21 protein-coding genes are annotated in these 22,959 nt (G+C 56.8%); 18 read left to right on the top strand and 3 right to left on the bottom strand.

Annotation, left to right across the window (positions count from 1 at the left end):
• Positions 1-171: 171 nt before the first annotated feature.
• Positions 172-5,037, top strand: a complete 4,866-nt coding sequence (locus tag KI611_RS20135; protein WP_226417428.1) for a beta strand repeat-containing protein — start codon at positions 172-174, stop codon at positions 5,035-5,037.
• Between the two features lie 64 nt (positions 5,038-5,101).
• Here KI611_RS20135 and KI611_RS20130 read toward each other — a convergent pair whose 3' ends face one another.
• Entirely contained in the window at positions 5,102-5,416 is a 315-nt protein-coding gene (locus KI611_RS20130; protein WP_226417427.1) for a hypothetical protein, read from the bottom strand.
• An 84-nt stretch (positions 5,417-5,500) separates the two neighbouring features.
• On the opposite strand from KI611_RS20130, the gene gspG reads away from it, so the two are divergent.
• The 12 genes from gspG to KI611_RS20070 all read left to right on the top strand — a co-directional run bounded on the left by gspG (position 5,501) and on the right by KI611_RS20070 (position 16,044).
• Positions 5,501-5,920, top strand: a complete 420-nt coding sequence (gene gspG / locus KI611_RS20125; protein ID WP_226419955.1) for a type II secretion system major pseudopilin GspG — start codon at positions 5,501-5,503, stop codon at positions 5,918-5,920.
• Positions 5,921-5,938: 18 nt separating this feature from the next.
• Positions 5,939-7,129: a type II secretion system F family protein gene (locus KI611_RS20120; protein WP_226417426.1), complete on the top strand. Its 1,191-nt coding sequence runs from the start codon at positions 5,939-5,941 to the stop codon at positions 7,127-7,129.
• A 16-nt stretch (positions 7,130-7,145) separates the two neighbouring features.
• Positions 7,146-8,807, top strand: a complete 1,662-nt coding sequence (locus KI611_RS20115) for a GspE/PulE family protein (protein ID WP_413463984.1) — start codon at positions 7,146-7,148, stop codon at positions 8,805-8,807.
• Positions 8,808-9,138: 331 nt separating this feature from the next.
• Positions 9,139-9,594, top strand: coding sequence for a hypothetical protein (locus tag KI611_RS20110; RefSeq protein ID WP_226417424.1), 456 nt, complete (start codon positions 9,139-9,141; stop codon positions 9,592-9,594).
• Between the two features lies 1 nt (position 9,595).
• Positions 9,596-10,144 (top strand): hypothetical protein, encoded by a 549-nt coding sequence (locus tag KI611_RS20105; RefSeq protein WP_226417423.1) that lies wholly within the window; start codon positions 9,596-9,598, stop codon positions 10,142-10,144.
• 63 nt (positions 10,145-10,207) lie between these two features.
• Positions 10,208-10,708, top strand: a complete 501-nt coding sequence (locus tag KI611_RS20100; RefSeq protein ID WP_226417422.1) for a hypothetical protein — start codon at positions 10,208-10,210, stop codon at positions 10,706-10,708.
• Positions 10,708-11,211: a hypothetical protein gene (locus tag KI611_RS20095; protein WP_226417421.1), complete on the top strand. Its 504-nt coding sequence runs from the start codon at positions 10,708-10,710 to the stop codon at positions 11,209-11,211. The genes KI611_RS20100 and KI611_RS20095 overlap by 1 nt, the downstream gene beginning before the upstream one ends.
• A gap of 6 nt (positions 11,212-11,217) precedes the next feature.
• Positions 11,218-13,455, top strand: coding sequence for a secretin N-terminal domain-containing protein (locus tag KI611_RS20090; RefSeq protein WP_226419954.1), 2,238 nt, complete (start codon positions 11,218-11,220; stop codon positions 13,453-13,455).
• 3 nt (positions 13,456-13,458) lie between these two features.
• Positions 13,459-13,971 carry a type II secretion system protein gene (locus KI611_RS20085; RefSeq protein WP_226417420.1) on the top strand — a complete coding sequence of 171 codons (513 nt, stop codon included), beginning with the start codon at positions 13,459-13,461 and terminating at the stop codon, positions 13,969-13,971.
• A 2-nt stretch (positions 13,972-13,973) separates the two neighbouring features.
• Complete coding sequence (locus KI611_RS20080) at positions 13,974-14,366, top strand: prepilin-type N-terminal cleavage/methylation domain-containing protein (protein ID WP_226417419.1); 393 nt, start codon at positions 13,974-13,976, stop codon at positions 14,364-14,366.
• The gene (locus tag KI611_RS20075; protein WP_226417418.1) at positions 14,341-14,952 is read left to right on the top strand and encodes a type II secretion system protein; all 612 of its coding nucleotides are present in this window, start codon (positions 14,341-14,343) and stop codon (positions 14,950-14,952) included. The genes KI611_RS20080 and KI611_RS20075 overlap by 26 nt, the downstream gene beginning before the upstream one ends.
• A 180-nt stretch (positions 14,953-15,132) precedes the next feature.
• On the top strand, positions 15,133-16,044 hold the full coding sequence (locus KI611_RS20070; protein ID WP_226417417.1) for a hypothetical protein: 912 nt from the start codon (positions 15,133-15,135) through the stop codon (positions 16,042-16,044).
• A gap of 251 nt (positions 16,045-16,295) precedes the next feature.
• On the opposite strand, the gene KI611_RS20065 is transcribed toward KI611_RS20070, so the two are convergent.
• The gene (locus KI611_RS20065; protein WP_226417416.1) at positions 16,296-17,684 is read right to left on the bottom strand and encodes a heavy metal sensor histidine kinase; all 1,389 of its coding nucleotides are present in this window, start codon (positions 17,682-17,684) and stop codon (positions 16,296-16,298) included.
• On the bottom strand, positions 17,684-18,358 hold the full coding sequence (locus tag KI611_RS20060; protein WP_226417415.1) for a heavy metal response regulator transcription factor: 675 nt from the start codon (positions 18,356-18,358) through the stop codon (positions 17,684-17,686). The genes KI611_RS20065 and KI611_RS20060 overlap by 1 nt, the downstream gene beginning before the upstream one ends.
• Before the next feature lie 149 nt (positions 18,359-18,507).
• Here KI611_RS20060 and KI611_RS20055 point away from each other — a divergent pair, with 149 nt between their 5' ends.
• From KI611_RS20055 to KI611_RS20035, 5 genes are all read left to right on the top strand, one after another.
• Positions 18,508-19,137 (top strand): c-type cytochrome, encoded by a 630-nt coding sequence (locus KI611_RS20055; protein ID WP_226417414.1) that lies wholly within the window; start codon positions 18,508-18,510, stop codon positions 19,135-19,137.
• A 105-nt stretch (positions 19,138-19,242) separates the two neighbouring features.
• Positions 19,243-19,677 carry a DUF411 domain-containing protein gene (locus tag KI611_RS20050; protein WP_226417413.1) on the top strand — a complete coding sequence of 145 codons (435 nt, stop codon included), beginning with the start codon at positions 19,243-19,245 and terminating at the stop codon, positions 19,675-19,677.
• Between the two features lie 23 nt (positions 19,678-19,700).
• Positions 19,701-20,039 (top strand): copper-binding protein, encoded by a 339-nt coding sequence (locus KI611_RS20045; protein ID WP_226417412.1) that lies wholly within the window; start codon positions 19,701-19,703, stop codon positions 20,037-20,039.
• Between the two features lie 49 nt (positions 20,040-20,088).
• Entirely contained in the window at positions 20,089-21,357 is a 1,269-nt protein-coding gene (locus KI611_RS20040) for a TolC family protein (protein ID WP_226417411.1), read from the top strand.
• On the top strand, positions 21,354-22,949 hold the full coding sequence (locus KI611_RS20035; protein ID WP_226417410.1) for an efflux RND transporter periplasmic adaptor subunit: 1,596 nt from the start codon (positions 21,354-21,356) through the stop codon (positions 22,947-22,949). The genes KI611_RS20040 and KI611_RS20035 overlap by 4 nt, the downstream gene beginning before the upstream one ends.
• The last annotated feature ends 10 nt before the right edge of the window (positions 22,950-22,959 follow it).

The following is a 22,959-nucleotide window of genomic DNA, read 5'->3' as shown; positions in this document are numbered from 1 at the left end:
CACTCCCGCGCCCTATCCGGCTCGCGCTCTAGCGAAATCCGGATCCGTTGCGTTTGTGATTGATGACTGTCCCTCCAATAAAGCTAATTACATCGGCCGCCCCGTTGGCCCAATTCAACACAACATTGCCTTCAAAACCCCTACTGTGAATACCGTATCAGGGACGGAAACATGAAAACACCCAACCGGCTTCGCCAATTCGTCTTCCTGCTCTGTGCCTGGCTTCTGGCGCTGCCGGTTTTTGCCCAGACCAACACGCCGCCGACGGCCGCCATCAGCTATCCGTTTACCGGTGCGACTTATTTGGCGCCCGCCGCGATTCCTATCTACATGGTAGCGAGTGATGTGGAAGGGCCGGTTTCAAAGGTCGAACTCTATATTGGTGCCACGTTGGCGGGGACATTTGCCGGTGGTGGCAACCTCACTTGGAACAATGTTGCAGCCGGCACCTACACGTTGACCACCAAGGTCTACGATAGCGGCGGCCTGATCACGACCTCCAACGCGGTGACCGTGACGGTGCTTGCACCTAATACGGTCAACACGCCACCCACGGCGTCCATCGGCTATCCGACCACCAACGCCAATTTCATGGCGCCGGCTTCGTTCTCGATCTTCCCGGTGGTGGCCGATGCCAACGGCACGATCAACCGTGTTGAGTATTATTTTGGAACCGCCCTTGCTGCTGCACAGAATGCACCGCCCTACGGCTTGTCGGTCACGAATCTGGTGGCAGGAACCTATAGTTTGACGGTGAAGGTCTGGGACAACCAGGGCGCTTCGACCATTAGCGCGGCGGTGTCCATTACTGTTATGCCGACGGATGCGACTGATGTGGCACCCACTGTCTCGATCACTGCGCCTAATGCCAATTCGGTTTATCCCGTAGGGCAAGCCTTCCCCCTGTCGGCCATTGCCGGCGACACGGATGGAACGATCAGCCGCATCGAATTCTTCGTAAACGGTGTGACCGGAAATATTTATCTCGGCACGCTGACGACCGCACCATTCAATGCGGTGATGGCGCTGAATGTTGCTGGCGCCTATACCGTGACGGCAAGGGCCTATGACAACAAAGGTGCCCGAACGATTTCGGCTGGGGTGCCCATTGCTGTCACGGTGCCACCGTCAGTCAGCATCACTGCGCCTGCCAACAATGCCGCCTATACGGCGCCGGCTGCTGTCAACATCTCGGCCTCTGCCGCCGACGCCGACGGGAGCGTTGCCAGGGTCGACTTCTACAACGGGACAACACTGCTTGGTTCGGCGACGACAGCCCCATACACTTTTGCTTGGAGCAATGTGGCGGCGGGAAGCTATAGCCTGACGGCCAAGGCCTACGACAACGTCGGGATTTCAACCACTAGCTCGGCCGTGGTCATTACCGTGGCTGCCGCTCCGGCGAACCTGGCGCCGAGTGTTAGCCTCACGGCGCCGGTCAACAATACGGTGGTCAGCGCGCCCGGTAGCGCAACCTTGACGGCAAGTGCCGCCGATACGGACGGGACGATCAGCAAGGTCGAGTTCTACAACGGTGCGACCCTGCTAGGAACGGTGACGGCGGCGCCCTACAACTATACGTGGAGCAACATTCCCGCCGGCACTTATACCGTTACCGCCAAGGCCTACGACAATCTCAACGCGGCAACGACCAGCACCGCCGTGACGCTGATTTCCAATACTTTACCGACGGTGAGCCTGACTGCGCCGGCCAATAACGCCACATTTACATCGCCCGCCAACATCTCCCTGGCGGCATCCGCCTCGGATAGCGATGGCACCATCAGCAAGGTGGAGTTCTACAACGGCGCGACCCTGCTCGGCACGGCGACGACGGCTCCTTATTCTTTCGCTTGGAATGCTGTGGCCAACGGGACCTACACCCTGACAGCCAAGGCCTACGATAACCGGAATGCGGTAGTGACTTCGTCCGTAGCGACGGTCACGGTGGGGACGAATCAAGTGCCGACGGTGAGTATCACGGCGCCGGCCACGAATACGGTAGTGACGGCTCCTGCCACTTTCACGTTGACGTCCACCGCGGCCGATGCCGATGGCAGTATTTCGAAGGTCGAGTTCTATAACGGCGCGACTTTGCTCGCCACCGTCACCGCCGCACCTTATACCTACACGTGGAACGCAGTTGGAGCGGGAACCTACACCGTAACTGCCAAGGCTTACGACAACCTCAATGCGGTTACCACTAGCGCACCGGTGACGCTGGTCTCCAACACGCTGCCAACTGTGGCCATCACGGCGCCAGCCACCAATACAACAGTCACGGCCCCCGCGACCTTCGCGCTGAGCGCCACTGCAGCCGATAGTGACGGCACGATCAGCAAGGTTGAGTTCTACAACGGTGCGACACTCCTTGGGACCGTGACCGCTGCACCCTATAACTTCAACTGGAACAGCGTCGCTGCAGGCAGTTATACGGTCACTGCCAAGGCTTACGATAACGCTGGTGGCACGACGACCGGCGCTCCCGTGACGCTGATTGCCAATACCCTGCCGACCGTTACGATGACGGCGCCGGCCAACAACACGACAGTGGCACCGCTCACCAACGTGACACTGAGCGCCAGCGCGGCCGATAGCGACGGCACGATCAGCAAGGTCGAGTTCTATAACGGTGCCACCTTGCTCGGTACGGTGACCGCTGCGCCTTATAACTACACTTGGGCCAGCGTTCCCTCGGGCACCTACAGTATTACCGCCAAGGCCTATGACAATCGTAGTGCGGTGGCCACGTCGACTGCCATTACGCTGAAAGTGAATACGTTGCCGACGGTGAGCATCACCGCGCCAGCTACCAATACTGTGCAGACGGCACCGGCCAGCTTCGCTCTCAGCGCCTCGGCAGCCGATAGCGATGGCACGATCAACAAGGTGGAGTTCTATAACGGCGCCACCCTGATCGGTACGGTAACCACCGCACCTTACAACTTCGCCTGGAACAGCGTGGCGGCAGGCTCTTATACGATCACTGCCAAGGCCTATGATGATTTTGGTGGTTCGACAAGCAGTGCCGCGGTGACGCTGATCGCGAATACTCTGCCGACCGTCAGCATGACATCCCCGGCCAACAATACGGTAGCAACTGCTCCGGCCAGTTTCACGTTGACCGCAACCGCAGCGGATGCCGATGGCACGATCAGCAAGGTCGAGTTCTATAATGGTGCGACGCTGCTCGGTACCATCACCACCGCACCCTATACCTACGTCTGGAGCGCGGTTGCCGCCGGCACCTATGCCGTAACAGCCAAAGCCTACGACAATCGCGGGGAAGTGAGCACGAGCAGTGCCGTTACCCTGATAGCCAACAATGCTCCTACGGTAAGCCTTACGGCCCCGGCAAATAACACGGTAGTAACGGCGCCGGCCGTCTTTACGCTGACGGCGACCGCCTCTGATGCAGACGGCAGCCTCTCTAAGGTCGAGTTCTATAATGGGGCGACGCTGCTTGGAACCGTGACGGCTGCACCCTACACCTACATATGGAGCGGGGTGGCGGCAGGTGCCTACACCGTCACCGCGAAGGCCTACGATAATAGTGGTGCGGCAACCACCAGTGCCGGTGTGACCTTGATCTCCAATGCGTTGCCCGCGGTCAGCATCACAGCCCCGGTCAGCAATGCGGTGTTTGATGCACCTGCGGCAATTACCTTGACCGCGAGTGCTACGGATAGCGATGGAACAATCAGCAAGGTGGAGTTTTACAACGGAGCGACGCTGATCGGAACGGTGACGACTACTCCTTACACCTATATCTGGAGTTCAGTAGCCGCAGGCACCTATGCGGTGACGGCCAAGGCTTACGATAACCGCAGTGCGATCACCACCAGCTCGACGACGACCGTGATCGTCAATGCCAAGCCGACGGTCAGTATGACGGCACCAGCCAATAATACGGTGGCCACGGCGCCGGCCAGTTTCAGCCTGACGGCGGCCGCAGCGGATACCGACGGCACGATCAGCAAGGTGGAGTTCTATAACGGTGCAACGCTGCTTGGAACAGTGACGGCTGCGCCTTATACGTATGCCTGGAATGCCGTGGCCGCAGGTACTTATACCGTGGCGGCGAAAGCTTACGACAATCAGGGAAGCGTTACGACTAGTACTCCGGTGACCTTGATCTCTAACGCCTTGCCCACAGTATCAATCACCGCTCCTGCTAATGGCGCGACTTTTACGCCTCCGGCGAATATCTCCCTGACCGCCAATGCGGCGGATAGCGATGGCACCATCAGCAAGGTCGAGTTCTACAACGGTGCAACGCTACTGGGGACAGTAACGGTCGCTCCCTACACCTTTGCCTGGAATGCCGTGGCGGCCGGTAGTTACACGCTTTCGGCCAAAGCCTATGACAGTCGCGGTGCGGTCGTGACCTCTTCGGCCGTTGCCATCAATGTCTCCGGAAATCTGCCGCCGGTCGTCGGCTTGACTGCCCCAGCCAACAATACCGTGCTGCCTGCACCGGGCAATGTCACTCTTTCAGCGACGGCGAGTGATCCGGATGGCTCGGTGTCCAAGGTCGAGTTCTACCAAGGAGGAGCCTTGATCGCCACAGTGACCACGTCACCCTATACTGCTCAGGTTTCCGGGCTGACAGGTGGAAGCTACGCCTTCACAGCTAAAGCCTATGATGGCGAGGGTGTGAGCACAACCTCGTCGGTGGTCAATGTCATCGTCAATCGATCGCCTGTGGTGGCGATCACTACGCCTGCGAATTATGCGATCTTTGCCTCGGCAGCAGCGGTGCCGCTCACTGCAACGACATCGGATCCGGATGGAACGATCGGCAAGGTCGAGTTCTACCGTGATGGGGTGTTGATCGGCACGGTAACTGTGGCTCCCTACAGTTTAAGCGTGTCAGGCTTGCCGGATGGCCCCTACGTCTTTGCCGCCCGCGCTTATGACAATCAGGGTGCGACGACTGATTCCACTCCAATAAACGTGACGGTCGGTGCCACTACCGCGGCGCCGGTGACCTTTACTTACGATGAAATGGGACGCCTGATTGGTGTGCAGCGCTGACAAAAGAACGCCGCCCCAAGCGGGGCGGCGGAAGAGGGAGATGGGTACGCCGAAGTAGGGGAAATTACTTGCGCGGCAGGGAGCTTTCCAGGGCGGCTTTTTCTTCTGCCGTCAGTGAGCGCAGGGAGCCATCTTTTGAATGCGCGGAGGGATCTGCCGAGATCTTCCCTGCCGGGCTGTCGGGCGCCACGAAAACACCACCGGAACCAGATGCAGGTGGACGACTGTTGGCAGGCTCTTTCGCCTTGCTCATGGTTTGAGGGTCGCACTCAAGGGTGGATCCGGCATCCTTGCCGGAGATAGTGCAAGCCGCCTGGGCCGAGCTGGCAACGAAGAAGACTGCAGCTAGGAAAATAACCGTGGATTTGACTATTGGCATTAGAATTCGATCAGTATGACAGGTGGATCGTATATGTATCATAAGAAACTTGGGGAAAGCAAACCGGCAAATGGTAACGAATCGATGGGCTTGCTGCTTTCGCGCATGCGCGGATTCACCCTACTTGAATTGCTTGTGGTCATGGTGATTATCGGGCTGCTGGCTGGTTATGTTGGCCCGCGCTATTTCTCTCAGATTGGAAAGTCGGAAGTGAAGGCGGCCCGTGCCCAGATCGATGGCCTGGAGAAGGCGTTGGACCAATACCGTTTGGACACCGGGCATTACCCATTGACGGAACAAGGTCTGCAGGCCTTGACGGAGCGCCAATCCAATGATGAAAAATGGTCAGGGCCTTATTTGAAGAAGGCGGTCCCGCCTGATCCGTGGGGACATCCCTATATCTATCGTCAACCCGGTGAGCATGGCGATTTTGACCTGCTTTCCTATGGCAAGGACGGGCAACCTGGTGGAAACGGCGAAGATGCCGACATCACGAATTGGTGATGGAGAACTGACGATTCCATGCAGCGCTTCAAGATAAAGGCGTTCCGACCGGGTTCCGGTATATGCACATTAACTATCGAGGCAGTTGATGGCGATGGCGCCCGGGCGGCTGTCGTCGCGCAAGGGCTTTCGGTCTTGGACGTGTCGGCATCCACGCTGACTTTTGGGTCGGGCAGTGGTCGCGCCAAGTTTCCGCTCATATTTTTCAATCAGGAATTGTCCGCATTGCTGACGTCCGGATTTCCATTGCTCGAGGCCTTGGAGGCACTGGCTGAGAAAGAGCAGAACCGGTTCGTGCATGGGGTGATTGGCCGTCTGGTTGCTCGTCTGCGCGAAGGCCTTCCACTGTCTTCGGCCATGGCCGAAGCACCAGAGGTTTTTCCGCTTTTGTATGTGGCTAGCGTCCGTGCAGCGGAGCGGACAAGTGATCTCGAGGGCTCACTGGAGCGATACATTGCCTATCAGCGCCAGCTGGAGACCATTCGGAACCGCCTGATTAGTGCTGCCGCCTATCCGCTCATCTTGATTGCGGTGGGGGGCTTGGTCGTGATGTTTCTTTTGGGCTACGTCGTACCCCGCTTCTCTCATATCTTCGAAGACATCGGTGGTGACTTGCCGTTGATGTCACGACTGCTACTTTCTTGGGGACAGTTTGCGGAAAAATATGCGCTGGTCGTTGCCAGTGGCCTGGCACTGTCGATCGTCGGCCTGTCGGCGGTATTGCAACGCAAGGATGTGCGGGCTTGGCTTGTTCGCCAGGTTTGGGCACTTCCCTGGTTTGGCGAGCGCCTGCGCGTATATCAGTTGTCCCGCTTCTATCGTACTTTTGGGATGTTGCTCTTGGGCGGAATCCCTGTCATTCAAGCCCTCGAATTAGTCAAAGGACTACTCTCGCAGGCGCTACAAGCCAAGCTACTGCTGGCTACGGCAAGCATCAGGGCTGGTGGCTTGGTTTCGGAGGCGATGACTGTGAACGGTCTGACAACGCCTATGGCATACCGGATGCTGCGGGTTGGTGAGCGTAGTGGCGGCATGGGCGTGATGATGGAGCGTATCGCAAGCTTCCATGAGGAGGAGATGGCTCGTCTTGGGGAGTGGTTCGGGAAACTGATCGGCCCCGCATTGATGCTCCTGATGGGACTCTTGATTGGCGGCATTGTCGTCGTGATGTACCTGCCGATCTTCCAACTCGCCGAAAGTATCCACTAAGATCATGGATCAAACAGTGACCTCGCCGATTACCGGCGACGACATCGTGCAGGCCCGGCGCGTGGCCAGAGAGACCGGTCGCTCGGTGATGAGTATTCTCGTCGGTGACGGTCCCAGCCCAAACGATGACTGGCTAGGTGGTGTTGCCCGCTTGTTGCGCTTGTCATTTATGGATATGGCGAATTTGCGCGATAGCACGCCGGCCTTCGAGTCGATGGCGTATGCCGACTGTTTGCATCGGGAGGTTGTCCTCTTCAGGGATCCAGTTGTCGGTTTGATTCTGGCAGTGTGGGATCCTTTTGACCGGCGCGTACAGGACTGGGCTGATGAGTGTTTGAGCGAATCCTACACGCTTGCCATGGCGGGGCGAGAGAGTATCGCCGCTTGCCTTGCCAAGCATGAAGAGCGCTTGCGCGCGGTTGATTCGCTGCTGACTGAACCGGTCTCTGCAGTGAGAGATTCCTCTCTGGAAGATCTCTCGATTCGCAGCATCAACGAGGACACCAGCCCGATCGTTCGACTGGTTAACTCGACTCTTTACGATGCCTTTAAAACCGGTGCCAGCGATATTCACTTGGAAACAACCGTATCTGGTATCGCTATCAAGTACCGGGTCGATGGCGTGTTGACCAGTGCCGGCAGCGTGGCCGGCCGAGAGCTAGCCGAGCAAGTGATTTCTCGGATCAAGGTGATGGCCGAGCTGGATATCTCCGAGCGCCGCGTACCTCAGGACGGCCGGTTCAAAGTGGCGGCAAAGGGGCGTGAGATCGACCTTAGAGTCTCGATCATGCCGAGTATCCACGGTGAAGATGCTGTGCTGCGCGTCCTCGATAAGCAGCATCTTGCTGACCAAGTGGCCGGTTTGCGTCTCGACAGCCTGGGATTCGATGCTCAGGCCTTAACCGGAATTCGCCGATTGGCGAGCGAGGCATACGGCATGCTGTTGGTGACAGGGCCCACCGGCAGCGGCAAAACCACGACCCTCTATGCAGCGCTGGGTGAAATTCACAAGGGCCAAGACAAGATCATCACTATCGAGGATCCGGTGGAGTACCAGCTAAACGGCATTCTGCAGATTCCAGTCAATGAGAAAAAAGGGCTGACCTTCGCCCGGGGGCTACGGTCCATTCTCCGGCACGACCCAGACAAGATTATGGTTGGCGAAATTCGTGATGGCGAGACCGCCCAGATTGCGATTCAGGCGGCACTTACCGGTCATCTCGTCTTCACCACGGTGCACGCCAATAGCGTCTTTGATGTCATCGGTCGCTTCATGCATATGGGGGTCGATCCCTACAATTTTGTTTCCGCCCTGAACGGCGTCGTTGCCCAGCGCCTACTGCGCATCAATTGTCCCCATTGCTCGGAGCGGGAGCAACTGTCCGCCGAAGAACTGAACGCATCAGCAATCGCCGATTCGACAGGATTCGATTTTCGAGTAGGTCGCGGTTGCGGTCAGTGCAGGGGAACTGGCTACCGTGGTCGACGTGCTGTTGCCGAGTTGCTGGTGCTCGATGATGAACTACGGGAGCTTATTACCACGCGGGCGCCTGTTCGACAGATCAAGATGGTAGCCCAAAGCAAGGGGACGCGAACCTTGCGTGAAGCGGGTCTGGAATTGGTGCGTCATGGAGAAACCAACCTCGCGGAGCTGAATCGTGTCACGCTGGTGGAATAAGTTTCGCGGGGGTGTCCTTCAAATAGCGTTGTTCCCCAATCGAATTGAGTTTGTGGCGACCGGAGGGGGGGCAGGCAACGGCGAGAGGGGGGTTTTGATCGTCGGTGGGTCGGCTGGGTTGTCTTGGGAGTCGGTGATAAAGGGGTTGGGAGATCTCCTCGACCAGCCACTGGCCAAGCGCCGGCGGCTAAGAATACTCTTGTCCGATGCTTGGATCGGCTATCGAGCATTGCCTTGGGATCCTTCGATAAGCGGATGTCGCCAATGGGAATGCTATGCCCGAGCAGTGTTTCAGGAGGTGCCGAGTGGAGTAGACGATTGGATGGTTGCCATGGAGCAGCCCTGGCCGCTGCGCAATGTGATGGCCTGCCGAATGCCCAAAGCGCTTGATCTGGCGATTCACGAAACGGCCGGGCAGCGAGGCCTCAGAATCGAATCCATCCAGCCCTTCTTTGTCGCCTCGTTGAATCGTTATCGGCCGTCAATCTTGGCAAAGGACTTCTGGTGGGTTGCCGCCGATGAATTCCGCGCAGTCTGCGGACTTTGGCGTTCGGGAATAGGGGAGACGGGGTTTCGGGGCTGGCAGATAGTCCGCAATCAGGCAGTTGGTGGTGGCTTCGAACCCCTTGAGCTAGTTCGCCGGGAAGAAATGCAGATGGGCATCACCGATGATGCGCTGCCGATCGTTGTGTGCGGTAAGGACTCCGACCAGTGGGGTGATTCTGAAAGAGTTATTCGGGCCGGTGCCAATTCTTCTCCGGAAATTCTGATCGCCATGGCTGCCTGACGTGAACGTACTGATAACCCCCTTTGGACGCTCCGGTGAATTTCTGTCGATCAATTTTGAGCGCCGCCGTCGCAGAGTCTCCAGTCTTGGATTGGTTCTCTTGCTCACGGGAGGTGCCGCACTCTTGGCGGCGGCCGCCGATTATCTCGATGCTGTGGATCGTGTTGAGCGCTACGAAAGCAAGGTGGCTTATCTAGATGGTCAACTCAGCAAGCTGTCTCGTTCCGCTCAACCCTCCGTGGTTAAGATGGATCCGGTCGAGTGGCGTTCGCTCCAGGTGTTGGCCGATGAGTTGACCTACCCGTTGAACCAGCAATTCCTGACAGTAGAGCGCTCACTGAGCGATGAGGTGGCAATCCTCAGCCTGCAACCTGAACCCAAGGCTGGCCGGCTGAAAATTCTCGGTGAGGCGAAGAGCCTGGAGGATGCCCTTGGTTTTGCCGCGCGACTTAAGGGCCCGGCGGGTTTCCATAGTGTCGATATGACGCATCACGAATATCGTATGGTGGGAGCGGTCAGGGTTTTGGGCTTTTCGATCCTCGCCCAATAAGTCATGTCCAGACCTTCTCTCCTCAGACTTCTTCCCCATTTTGGGCGAGCCTTGGCAGCCCGCATGGATGTTGCCGCCTGGGTCGGCGCCACGATGTTGTTTGCGGCAGCCATGATTTGGGGCGCCGCACTGTACTCGATGCGAGAAGCGGAGACGACCGCCCAACATGTCGACGATCTGCGGCATCGCTTCAAGACCTTCGCCGCGACGCAATCCGTCGCAGCTCATGCAATTCCCAGCTTGCCCGATTATTACCAAAAGTTCCCGGCTCCCGATCAAGTTTCTGTTGTTCTCAAATCGGTGCATGACGCAGCAGGCAAAGCTGGCTTCGACCTGACCATGGCTGATTATCGCGAGACGCCAGTTGCCGGAACTTCTCTGGGACGCTATGAAGTCTCGTTGCAGGTGCGGGCGGCATACCCCCAACTACGTCGGTGGCTCGCCGAGATCATGAATGAGTGGCCGTCACTGGCACTTGTCGAGTGCACGATCAAGCGCGATAGCGTATTGGCGCCAACCATAGAAGCCCAGTTGCGACTGGCCTTCTATCACCGGAGCAGGTGATGGGGCGCCGACAATGGATTTTAGGATTATTCCTTAGTGCTGCCTTGGTCGCTACTTTCTGGTCTGTCGATGGTGACGACATGCCAAACGTTAAAAAGACACGTACCCCCTCGTCGGATTCGGTACGCGTTACGAAGAAGCCTGGCACCAATCGCAAGGATGGGCTGCCTACGGCCCCTGAGTTGAACCAGGTTCTATTGGCTTGGCGATCAATAGTCTCGGGTGAAGAGACAGATGCGTTCGCGTCAAAGAACTGGCAGCCGCCTCCGCCGCCTCCCGCTCAAGAGCCGCCACCAAAGCCGAGCGCACCGCCGCTTCCGTTCCGGTTTATCGGCAATGCCCAAGAGGGCAACAAAGTGGTGGCATTTGTCGAGAACGATACGGAAAGCTTTTTATTGCGTGAGGGTGAGACTGTCGGGCAATACCGGGTGGCAAGAATTTCATCCGAAGGCGCTACGTTGATTTATCTCCCCCTTAACGAAACTCAACTCTTGCGGTTCTGATAATTGATGATTCCCATGCGAAGTGTTTTTCTTTTTGCCGGTGTGCTACTTGTGTGCGCCTGCACCCCCTCTCGCTTGGTTCAGGAGAGCAAAGCGCATCAGGCGGAGGGGCGTTACGAAGAAGCTCTCGTCAAGCTTGAACAAGCCTTACGGGAACGCCCCGATGATCGGGAAGTTAGGGTGCAGGTATTTCGTCAACGCGATATCGTCATCAACCGATTGCTCCATTCCGCTGAGTCAACGCGTGAAAAGGGCTTTGTTTCTGAGAGTGAAGAGATCTACATCAAGGTGTTGCGGTTCGATCCAAGCAATGCTAGGGCGCGCCAAGGGCTTGATCAGCTTGCGTTGCAAAAACGTGCTGGAGAACTCTACGCGGATGGTGACATATTCTTGAAAAATGGCGACTCCGAGGCCGCAGAATCTCGGTTTCGTTCAATTTTGGCGATTGATCCCAAGCATGGCTTGGCCCGAGAGGCGATCCGTAAGATCAAAACCGATGCCACAAAATCTCCGTCGAGCTCGGCCTCAGCCCCTTCTTTGCTAAATAAGCCCATTTCTCTGGCGTTTCGTGATGCAAATTTCCGCAGCGTCTTTGAAGTGCTGTCCAGATATGCCGGAGTGAATTTCATTTTTGACAAGGATGTTCGCCCGGACCTGAAAATTACCGTTTATGTTCGTGACAGCACGATCGAGGATGTATTGCGCTTGATCCTGACGACCAACCAGTTGGAACGCAAAGTGCTGAATGACAGCTCGATTCTTATTTATCCCAATACGCCAGCGAAGCAGAAGGACTATCAGGATCTAGTTTCCCGCGTCTTCTATCTGACCAATCTGGAAGCCAAGCAAGCTCAAACCTTGATCAAGGGCATGGTGAAATCCAAGGATGTATATATCGACGACAAACTCAACCTCCTGATCCTCAAGGACACACCTGATGCGGTGCGCTATGCCGAAGCGCTGATTGCGGCAGCCGATATGGGGGATCCTGAAGTGATGCTCGAAGTGGAGGTTCTGGAAATCTCCCGGACCCGGATGATGGAGTTGGGTATCGAGTTTCCAGAGGTCATCCGCTATGGATTGATGGGGGGAGAGGCGGTCGCAAAGCTTAAAGGTGGTGGATTGACGGCCTTTGTACCGAACCCGGTGGCAACTCTGAATCTTCAAAGACATACGGGGGACACTAATCTGTTGGCCAATCCTCGTATCCGCGTTAGGAATAAGGAGAAGGCGAAGATTCATATCGGTGAACGATTGCCGGTATTTACCACGACCTCGACGGCCAACGTTGGCGTGTCTGCGGCGGTTAATTACCTCGACGTCGGATTGAAACTTGAGGTTGAGCCGCTGATAAACTTGGATGATGAGGTTTCCATGAAAGTTAGTTTGGAAGTTAGTTCGGTGATCAAGGAAGTGTTAGGGCCTCAGGGTAGTACTGCCTTTCAAGTAGGTACCCGAACCGCTGCGACAGCGTTGCGGTTGAAGAATGGGGAAACACAGGTATTGGCGGGGTTGATCAGCGACGAAGAGAGAAATTCTGCCCAGAAAATACCCGGTTTGGGAGATATGCCTCTTCTGGGCAGGTTGTTTGGGTCGAATCATGACGAAGCAAACAAGACCGAGATTGTTCTGCTCATCACCCCTCGGATTGTGCGGAACATCAACCGTCCTGATCCCGATAGCTTGACGATTGTCGCCGGAACAGAGTCGAGTGTCGGTCAGGCACCGATCTTCCTGCGATCAAAAGCACAAATATCGATACCAACGGTCGGAGGCGGCACATCGTCAGGCCCTCTCGCGCAATCAGCGGGGATGGATCCCGTCATTCCGGAAGCCTCGCGCGGTGCTGCGAAAGCTCCCGTCGGCGCCAGTATGCAACCGGCCATCGATGGTGTCGCCAATCTCAACGTGTCTGTCACCGAGCAAACCAAGCTGCAGGGTGACGTGACGGTCCAGATCAGTGTGCCGACTTCGACTGGAGGGCGTGAAGGTAGCGTCGAGCTTTCCTTCGATCCGGGACAGCTATTGGCCCGGAGTCCTGCGGCAAGTCAGCCAGGAAAGGTGCAAGTTACCTTGAGCGGAGCAAATGCGAACACGCTGGCTGGAACGGCTACTTTCCAGGTGATTGCGAAAGCGGCAGGATCGTCGGCAATACAAATTGGTGCCGTACGCGTCACGACTCAAACGGGTGATCTTATTCCTGTCGCATCGCCCATGGCCACGGCAATCAATTTCGTCGAGTAAGGGATGGCAGGCAACGTCATGCGCAGAAAAGGCCGGCCGTCTGGCATATGGTGCCGGGGGTTCACACTGATCGAACTAGCAGTTTCCGTTGCCATACTAGGGCTGTTGGCCTCTATGGCCTTTCCGGTGGCGAAGTTGGCTGCGCAGCGCGAAAGAGAGTTGGAACTGCGTGCCGATCTGCGCCAGATCCGATCGGCTCTCGATGCCTATAAGAAAGCAGCCGATGAAGGGCGGGTCGAGAAAAAAATTGGCGAATCAGGGTTTCCCCGATCTCTCGACGACTTGGTCGCTGGTGTCGCAGATGTGAAGCAGCCAAACAAACCACTACTCTTTTTTCTGCGTCGCTTGCCCCGTGATCCACTGACGACCGACCAGTCGCTACCCGCTACAGAAACATGGGGTAAACGTAGTTCGGTAAGCACGTCAGATGCACCGGCGGAGGGTGATGACGTATTTGATGTCTACTCCTTATCTCCCGGCATAGGGCTAAACGGCGTTCCTTATCGTGAATGGTAACTATGCCCCCTAAGGAAAATCAGGCGCTGCGAGGCTTCACTCTGATTGAGCTATTAGTGGTCATGGCGATTATCGCCATACTGTTGTCGATTGCTGCGCCGAGGTACTTTAGTCACGTCGATAAAGCCAAAGATACGACCCTCAAGCAAAACCTGAGCGTCATGCGCGATGCGATCGACAAATTTCATGCAGATACCAACAAATATCCGGCCGCTCTCGAAGAATTAGTGGCTAAGGGCTATCTCCGCCGAATTCCGGTGGATCCGATTACTGAGGTTAACGGGGCTTGGGAAATTGTCCCGCCAGTGGGATCCGATGGCGATGTCGGGGTTTTTGACATTCACAGCAAAGCACCAGGGACTGGGCACGATGGCGTTCTGTATTCCGAATACTAGCGCCCGGTATCGTGGCGGGAAGCTACAACGAGGATTCAACTATCCGCTATTGTTGGCTGCCATGGTAATCGTCGGTGTTGTATTGGCGGGGCTGGGCGAGGTTTGGCACATTGCGGCGCTCCGCGAGAAAGAGGCTCAATTGCTCTTCGTTGGAAATGAATTTAGTCAGGCAATCGGACGCTACTACGAATTTACTCCATCAGGTCCAAAACAATACCCTCAGAGCCTCAACGATCTCTTGCTGGATCAACGTTTTCCGCGGCCAGTTAGGCATCTGCGGAAGCTCTACGTGGATCCGTTTCGAGGAGTGCCTGAGTGGGGGCTTATTCTTGAGCAGGGCCGAATTATCGGAGTTTATAGTGAGGCGGAAGGCGTGCCCATGCGAAAACTTGGGGTGCCATCTGTGGGGAGTCCGGGGATGGTCATCGGAGGCAATTCTGCTGCGAGCGAGGCCTTGTCGTATTCAAGCTGGCGATTTGTCTACCGCCCAGCAAACACGATGGCTTCTGGAGCAATGCCTCCAACAACCCTGCCCGGCATGATGGTAAATGAGGTTGCGGAGATGATGCCTGTAGTGAGGCGGTAACGACATCGGCGAAGTGACGGAAGTGGTTAATGTGATCTTCCATGTGTTGTAGGACAAGTTAGTAGATGAGAGGACGCCTTCTGCTGCCTCCGGTTAGAAAGGCATGGCATGAGGCGGCAAGAGAGCGTTAGCGATGGGCTTTATCGGGTAAGTGCATGCTGTGACTCGGAGTTAAATTAAATGGATAGTCCAGCCGCCCCAAAGAACGAATGGCTTTCCGTCACAAAACTAGCGACGGTAATGGCCATGTTGGTCTCCGCATATTCCCTCGGCTTAACTTTGTTGGGTTACGGCTACGACCTGTTTTATCTGGACAAATTTGGACTTTATCCAGAACTGCTTCAGCGAACGCCTTTGGATTACCTTGTTCGTAGCTATCGGCCTGTGCTTCAGATCACCATCGACTTAACGAAATACCTTGGTATCGAGCAGATGATCGATTTCGTTCGACAAGCGTTTTTCAATCCAACATTCCGTTACTTGGCTTTGGGCGCAGGTGTATTTGTTTCTATTTTGGTCTGGTTTTCTATTGCTTGGCCTGGACGCCATTCGACAACTGTTTGGAAAAAGGCTGTGCAAATTTTCCACAGCTCAATTTTTGTAATAGTCCAGAGCAGACTGACTGATTACCTTCTCCTCATGCGGGCAAAACTGACTCGGCTTCGGGTGATCGGTTGGATTGGTTGGCTAGTTCCACCAATTGGTCTTGGGGTTGGTCTCTGTGTGCTCTATTGTGTGCTTTCGTTTGTTTTTGCCTGCACTATTTTTCTGCTTATCGTGGGCCCGTATATAGGCAGCAAGCAAGGCTCGATTGATGCGGATGCCATCCTAAACAGAAAAGGGTGCCTTGAAGAAACTGCGCGGCAAGGCAATTGCATCCGTGTGATTAAAGATGATTGTGAGCTTGTGCGCGGGAAATTGATCGATATTGGAGGCAATCGAATTTTTCTTCGCCCGATTGATAGTGCGGCCACAGATAAAAGTTATATCGCAGTACCTCTGGATCGAAATAGCTTTGAATCGATCAAAAACGATAATTCAGATCGCAAATTGCCAACATGTGGTTCTCGTAATCTCGCTACGGGCAGGTAACTAGAAAAAGATCTTGGCGGTCAGTTTTCGACTGTAATTGCTGTTGAGGAGAAATTGCAGTCTTTGGCTAGGCTCTAGTTTTCGACATCGTACTGAACGCAACCAAAATCAGAAACCTCCAAACCCGCGTGGATTCGTGACTCAAGTTTTCGACTTTAATTGGTAAGAACAATTGTTGTTCTCGACAATTAAAGTCGAAAACTGCGATCCGCAGAGCCAGTCTCAATTCCTTAATTGACGTTGCCAGCAACTTAACGTGGAAAGCGAATGGAAAACCTGGTTAAGCCACGCTCGGATATTACCGAGACCTCGCCGCCATGGGCCTGGACAATCGAGCGAGTGATTGCCAATCCAAGGCCGGAGCCTTCTCCGTAGTGTTGGCGTGACGCATCTGCACGGTAGAAACGGTCAAACAGCCTTGGCAGATGTTCTGGGTCGATTGTTTCCCCTGTGTTCTCTACGGAAACGACTGTTTCTCCCTCTGGCGTTTCCTTGAGTTCGATAGAGATGCGGCCAAGTTTGGGGGTGTGGCGGACGGCATTCGACAGTAGATTGCCTATGGCACGGCGTAGCATCAAGCGGTCACCAGCAATCGATGCCTTTCCTGAACACGAGAGCCGCAATTGCTTCTCGTCGGCATAAGCCTCGTAGAACTCCAGCAGACTGGATACTGCGGCCCCCAGGTCCACCTCTTCGCGGAGCGGAATCAAGAGATTGTTGTCGGCCTTCGCCAGGAACAGCATATCGGCAATGGTTCTCGACAGGCGCTCAAACTCCTCCGAATTTGAGGCCAATATGTCCTGGTACTCTTCGAGCGTTCGTACCTTGGATAGCGTGACCTGAGTCTGGGTCAGCAAATTACTGACTGGGGTGCGCAGTTCATGTGCGAGGTCCGACGAAAAATCCGAGAGACGCCGAAAGGAGTCCTCCAGCCTGGCGAGCATGCCGTTAAGCGTCCGAACGACCTCGGCAAGCTCGAGAGGGATATTGCCTTCCTCGAGTCGCTGGTCCAACTTCTCCGCCGTAATATCCGCGGCATGGCGAACAATGTCGTGCAATGGCGCCAGGCCGCGACGTGCCGCTAATCCCCCCAGGAATCCTGAGAGTGTGGCAGCAAGCGCGACAACTGCCCACATCGTCAGTCTGAAGGATTGCATGAAGTGCTCGTGATGTGACAAATCAGTCGACAGAGCAACGGTAGTTGAGGCCCCACCTGGAATGCCGGTTGGCGCCGTACCCATAATCCCCCGATAAAGATGCTGGTCGGCACCTGTCCAGGTGCGGGGGAATTGCGCAGCCGGGACTTGAGGCTGGCTTCCCGTAGGAAACGAAGCCTCTTCCGATAGGTACAGCGGCTTTCCAGTCTCATCCCAAACGCCGACGGCCAAGCCGTGATGACCAATCAAAGCGGCGTCCAGTTGGGCGGGGATGGTTGCCAAATCGCCAGGGCTGCGGGTCGCGGCGAGGGCATGCTGAATAAGCTCCAGCTTGCCCTCAAGGAGTTCGAGGTCCATGTCCTCGAAATGACGCTCGACCAGCGAGCCAATGACCACGCCGAGCAGTAGCAGGACTGACGTCGATACGGTCGCAAAAAGCAGCGTCAAGCGCGTGGTAAGAGCGTTGCCTGCCACCCACTTCATTATTCGGCTTCCAGAACGTAGCCCATGCCGCGGGCGGTATGAATGAGCTTTTGTTCGAACCCGTCATCGACCTTGGCACGGAGGCGGCGTATGGCGACCTCAATGACGTTGGTGTCGCTATCGAAATTCATATCCCAAACCTGGGAGGCAATCAGCGAGCGGGGCAGCACCTCACCTTGGCGGCGAAGTAACAACTCAAGCAGTGAAAACTCTTTCGATGTCAGGTCGATTTTCTTGCCCGCCCGGGTAACACGTCGGCGCATCAAGTCGAGTTCCAGATCGCCGGCTTTGAGAAGGTCGGATTCTTTCGCTTTACCCCCGCGCCGTAGCAGGGTACGCACCCTTGCCAGCAATTCAGAAAACGCGAATGGCTTCACCAAGTAGTCATCAGCTCCGAGCTCCAGCCCCTTCACCCGGTCTTCAACCGAATCACGGGCTGTCAGAAACAGCACCGGCATTTCTTTGCCGGCCCGGCGGATGCCTTGAAGTACCTGCCAGCCCTCGATGCCCGGCAACATGACATCCAGCACCGCCAGGTCGTAGGCCTCGGTCAGGGCAAGGTGAAGCCCATCCAGGCCATCTCTGGCCAGGTCGACCATAAAGCCGGCTTCCGATAGCCCTTGCTTAAGGTAATCGCCTGTTTTCGGCTCGTCTTCGACGACCAATATCCTCATCGAGCTACTCCTTGTGATGCCTGTGTTACTGCTCATTTTGCTCTGAGGCTGCAGACTAGCCATCTAGATTACGAAAATGTAATTTTTCGGTCAGTTTCTGGTTAGGACGACTTCCCCAAAATGGTGCATGTTGAAATCAGGGGAAGTCCATGAAGCAATTTCTTTTCGGCGCGGTGTCCGTAGTTAGTCTCGGGGCTATCGCGAGCTATGGCCTCATTCAGTCAGGCGGCATCGACTTTGCGGCCGATTCGGCTCACTCGCCCGGCATCACCAAGTTTATTGAATGGGCACGCGAACAGTCGGTTGCCAAGCAAGCCAAGGACATCGTCCCGCCAACCGATTTGGCATCCCGGGAACGCATCCGTCGCGGCGCCGGAAACTACGAGGCGATGTGCGTTAGTTGCCACCTGTCACCTGGTGTCGAGGATAGCGAGATACGCAAGGGGCTGTATCCAAGCCCACCAAACCTGTCGCTGGCAGACTCTGCAGCCGAAGAACAAGGTGCGGATGGCCGTCGATTCTGGATTATCAAACATGGCGTCAAGGGTTCCGGGATGCCGGCCTGGGCGAAAGGTGGGATGGATGATGAGGCCATCTGGGACCTGACGGCCTTCATCAAAGTCCTGCCGAAGCTCTCGGCCGCCGAATATCAGGCCCGCGTTGCCGCCAGCGAAGGACACTCTCACGCGGGCATGGAACTCCCTGTATCAGCACCGAGTTCGCCCAAGCCGCATAACCATGAAGGCCATTCCCACGGCAAGCATGAGCACAGCCACTAAGCCCCTTGATTACCGAAATATAATTTTTTGGTCAGCTTGCTGTTGGGTGCCGATACCTAAACTTTGTTCCCAAACCTTACCCCTCATCGCTCAACGAAGGTCGATATGCTCAAAACCCGCTCCCTGATTATTGCCCTGTCGCTGTTTGCCGGCATCAACCTGGCCCAGGCGGCGGAGCGCGTTGAGGTGTTCAAAAGCCAGTACTGCGGTTGTTGCGAAAAATGGGTCGAGCACATGCGCAAGGCCGGGTTTGACGTGGTTACCAAGGACGTCAATGATGTCCCGGCTGCCCGGAAGCTTGCCGGTATGCCGGAGCGCTTCGGCTCCTGCCATACCGCGAAAGTGGGTGGCTACGTCGTGGAGGGCCACGTTCCCGCTGCGGATGTCCAGCGCCTGCTGAAGGAAAAACCCAAGGCGGTTGGCCTGGCAGCCCCGGGCATGCCCCAAGGCTCCCCGGGCATGGAAACCAGTCACCCGCAACCCTATGAGACGCTGCTCGTTCAGGCAGACGGCAGCGCCAAAGTTTTCGCCAAACATTAATCTTTATTTTTCGGAGAACCCCCATGAAACAGTTGATTGCCTCCTTTGCTTTTTACGCCGCCCTGGTGCCTGCCGTGGCAATGGCTGCTGACCATGACATGCATGCCGGTCACGGGGCCATGCATTCCGATGCCACCCAAGCTGCACTGGTTGATGGTCTGGTAAAGAAGGTCGACAAGGCTGGCGGCAAGCTGACCGTCTCCCATGACGCCTTGCCCAACGGCATGCCGGCCATGACCATGGCCTTCAAGGTCAAGGACGCTTCCTGGCTCGACAAAGTGAAGGCCGGCCAGAAAATCCGCTTTGCCTCGGACAACGTCAATGGTGCGATGACCATCGTGCGCCTGGAATTGCCAAAGTAAGGGTATGTTGGCACGCGCTGCCACCGGAAATCATCACGAGGACAAACAAATGAGACGAATAACGACCTCGCGCAAACTCCTGTGCGCCGCGCTCGCCGCCGCCTGGTGCCTGGGCGCCCAGGCCCAGGCACCAGGCGGCAATGTTGAAAGCCTGCTTGCGCTGGCGCGGGAAGCCAATCCCGACTTTGCCAGCATGCGCTATGAAGCGGATGCGGCGGCTGAACGCATCACGCCCGCCGGCGCGCTGCCTGACCCCAAGCTGCGCACCGAGCTGATGGACATTACCAAGGGCGGGTCACAAAGCGCCTCCCTGTCTCCCAGCCGCGTCGGCAGCACGCGCTATACGCTGATGCAGGACATTCCCTGGTTCGGCAAACGCGACTTGAAGCGCGAGATTGCCGAACTCGAGGCGGAAGGCGCCAAGGGGCGGGCCTATGGCACCTGGAGCGAGGTCGCCACCAAGATCAAGACGACCTATGCACAGCTCTATTACCTGGCGCGCAATGAAAGTCTGACCAAGGAAATCCTCGACCTGATGGTGCGCCTGGAAAAGATTGCCCAGGTCCGCTACGCCGGCGGCCTGGCGGCCCAGCAGGACGTCATCCGGGCCCAGGTCGAGCAGACCTCGATGCGCAATGAGCTGATCGCCCTGGAGACGGAGCATCACCATTTGATGACCCGGATGAATGCCTTGCTGGGGCGTCCCGCCAATGCACCGTTGGCGATGCCCGAAAGCCTGCGGCCGTTGCCGGCGCTTGCCAAGCTCGACTACGTCTCTCTTGAGGAGCGAGCCCGCGCCCGGAACCCGATGCTGTCGGCCGAAGAGCACCGCATCAAGGCCGCCGAGAAGAGCCGCGACCTGGCCTACAAAAATCGCTACCCCGACCTCACCGTGGGCGTTGTGCCGAATCAGATGCAGAACGAAGTGAAGCAGTGGGACCTGATGTTTGAAATCAATATTCCCCTGCAGCAGTCCACCCGCCGCGCCCAGGAACGCGAGGCGGAAGCGATGGTGTCGGCGAGCCGCGCCAAGCGTGATGCAACCTCGAACCAACTGCTGTCTGACCTTTCCGCCAACATCTCCGAGCTTGATGCCGCCCGGCGAACCGAACGGCTGACGACCGACAGCCTGCTGCCTCAGGCAGAACTGACCTTGAAGGCCGCACTGGCCGGCTATGAAACCGGCAAGGTCGACTTTGCGACCCTGCTGGATGCCCAGCGCCAGATTCGCCAGGCGAAGCTCAACCAAATCAAATCGCGTGCCGAGGCCCAAGTCCGCCTTGCCGAAATCGAACGAATTCTCGGAGAAGACCTATGACCGAAGGAAATCCCTTTGGGATGAACAAGGGAGTGATTGCCGCCGCCGTGGTGGCCGTTTTGGCCGCCGGTGGAGGCTATTGGGCTGGTCAGAAGAACGCCCCGGCCCCGCACGCCGATGGCGCCACTAGCCTTGCAGCCGAGACTGCTAAGAAGGCACCGAAGATTCTTTTCTACCGCAATCCGATGGGGCTTCCCGATACCTCGCCGACCCCGAAGAAAGACCCGATGGGCATGGACTACATCCCGGTCTACGAAGGCGAGCAGGATGACGAGCCGGCCTCCGCCAAGCAAATCAAAATCAGTACCGAGAAAATTCAGAAGCTCGGTGTGCGCACCGAAGCCGCCACCCTGCGCAATCTGGACAAGGTGGTCCGTGCCGCCGGCCGCATCGAACCGGATGAGCGCCGTACCTACGCCATCTCTCCAAAATTTGAAGGCTATGTCGAGCGCCTGCACGTCAATGTCACCGGCCAACCGGTCAGCAAGGGCCAGGCGCTGTTCGAGGTGTACAGCCCGGAGCTGGTTTCGGCCCAGCGTGAATACGCCATCGCTGTCCAGGGGCAAGAGAGCCTGAAGAGCGCAGAAAGCGCCACGCAGGACAGCATGCGCCAACTGGCCGAGTCCAGCCTGGCCCGCCTGCGCAACTGGGACATCTCTGAAGAGCAGGTGAAGTCGCTGGCCAAGTCGGGTGAAACCCGGCGCACGCTGACTTTCCGTTCGCCGGTCAACGGCATCATCACCGAGAAGAAGGCTGTCCAGGGCATGCGCTTCATGCCGGGCGACGCCCTGTATCAAGTCGCCGACCTGTCCTCCGTCTGGGCGGTTGCCGACGTCTTCGAACAGGACATCGGCTGGGTGAAGGCCGGTGCCAAGGCAAAAGTGAAAATCAATGCCTATCCCGACAAGACCTTCGAAGGGACCATCAGTTACGTCTATCCGACCCTGAAGGCGGAGACCCGGACCATCCCGGTTCGCATCGACCTGCCGAATCCGAACAATCTGCTGAAGCCAGGCATGTTTGCCCAACTCGAATTGCCCACTACCGCCAAGGGTGCGGTGGTCACCGTACCGAACTCGGCAGTAATCGATAGCGGAACGCGCCAAATCGTTCTGGTCCAGGCCGGGGAGGGGCGATTCGAACCCCGCGAGGTCAAGCTCGGCGCGCGGAGTGACGACCGGGTAGAAGTCATTGAGGGGGTCCGCGACGGCGAGCAGGTAGTCGTTGCCGCCAATTTCCTGATTGACGCCGAGAGCAACCTGAAGGCGGCTATCGGTGGCTTTGGCCACGCCAGCCACGGTGGCGCCTCGCCTTCCGATAAACCGGCGGCGGCCAAGGTCGGCCACAAGGCCGAAGGCAAAGTCGAAGAGGTCGATGCCAAGGCGGGTACGGTCAGCATTACCCACGGGCCTGTTGCCAGTTTGAATTGGCCAGGAATGACCATGGAGTTCAAACCCGCCAACGAAGCCATCATGCAGCAGTTGAAACCGGGGGCGGCGATTGACTTCGAGTTTGTCGAGCGCGGCCAGGGCGAATGGGTCATCACCTCCGTCAAGCCTGCTGGCAAAGCCAACCCGCACGCCGGTCACTGAGGAACAGCGC

It is taken from the genome of Dechloromonas denitrificans (assembly GCF_020510685.1).
Classification (GTDB): Bacteria; Pseudomonadota; Gammaproteobacteria; order Burkholderiales; family Rhodocyclaceae; genus Azonexus; species Azonexus denitrificans_A.
The sequence above is the reverse complement of the archived record's forward strand: the minus strand, read 5'-3'. Positions and strand labels throughout refer to the sequence as shown.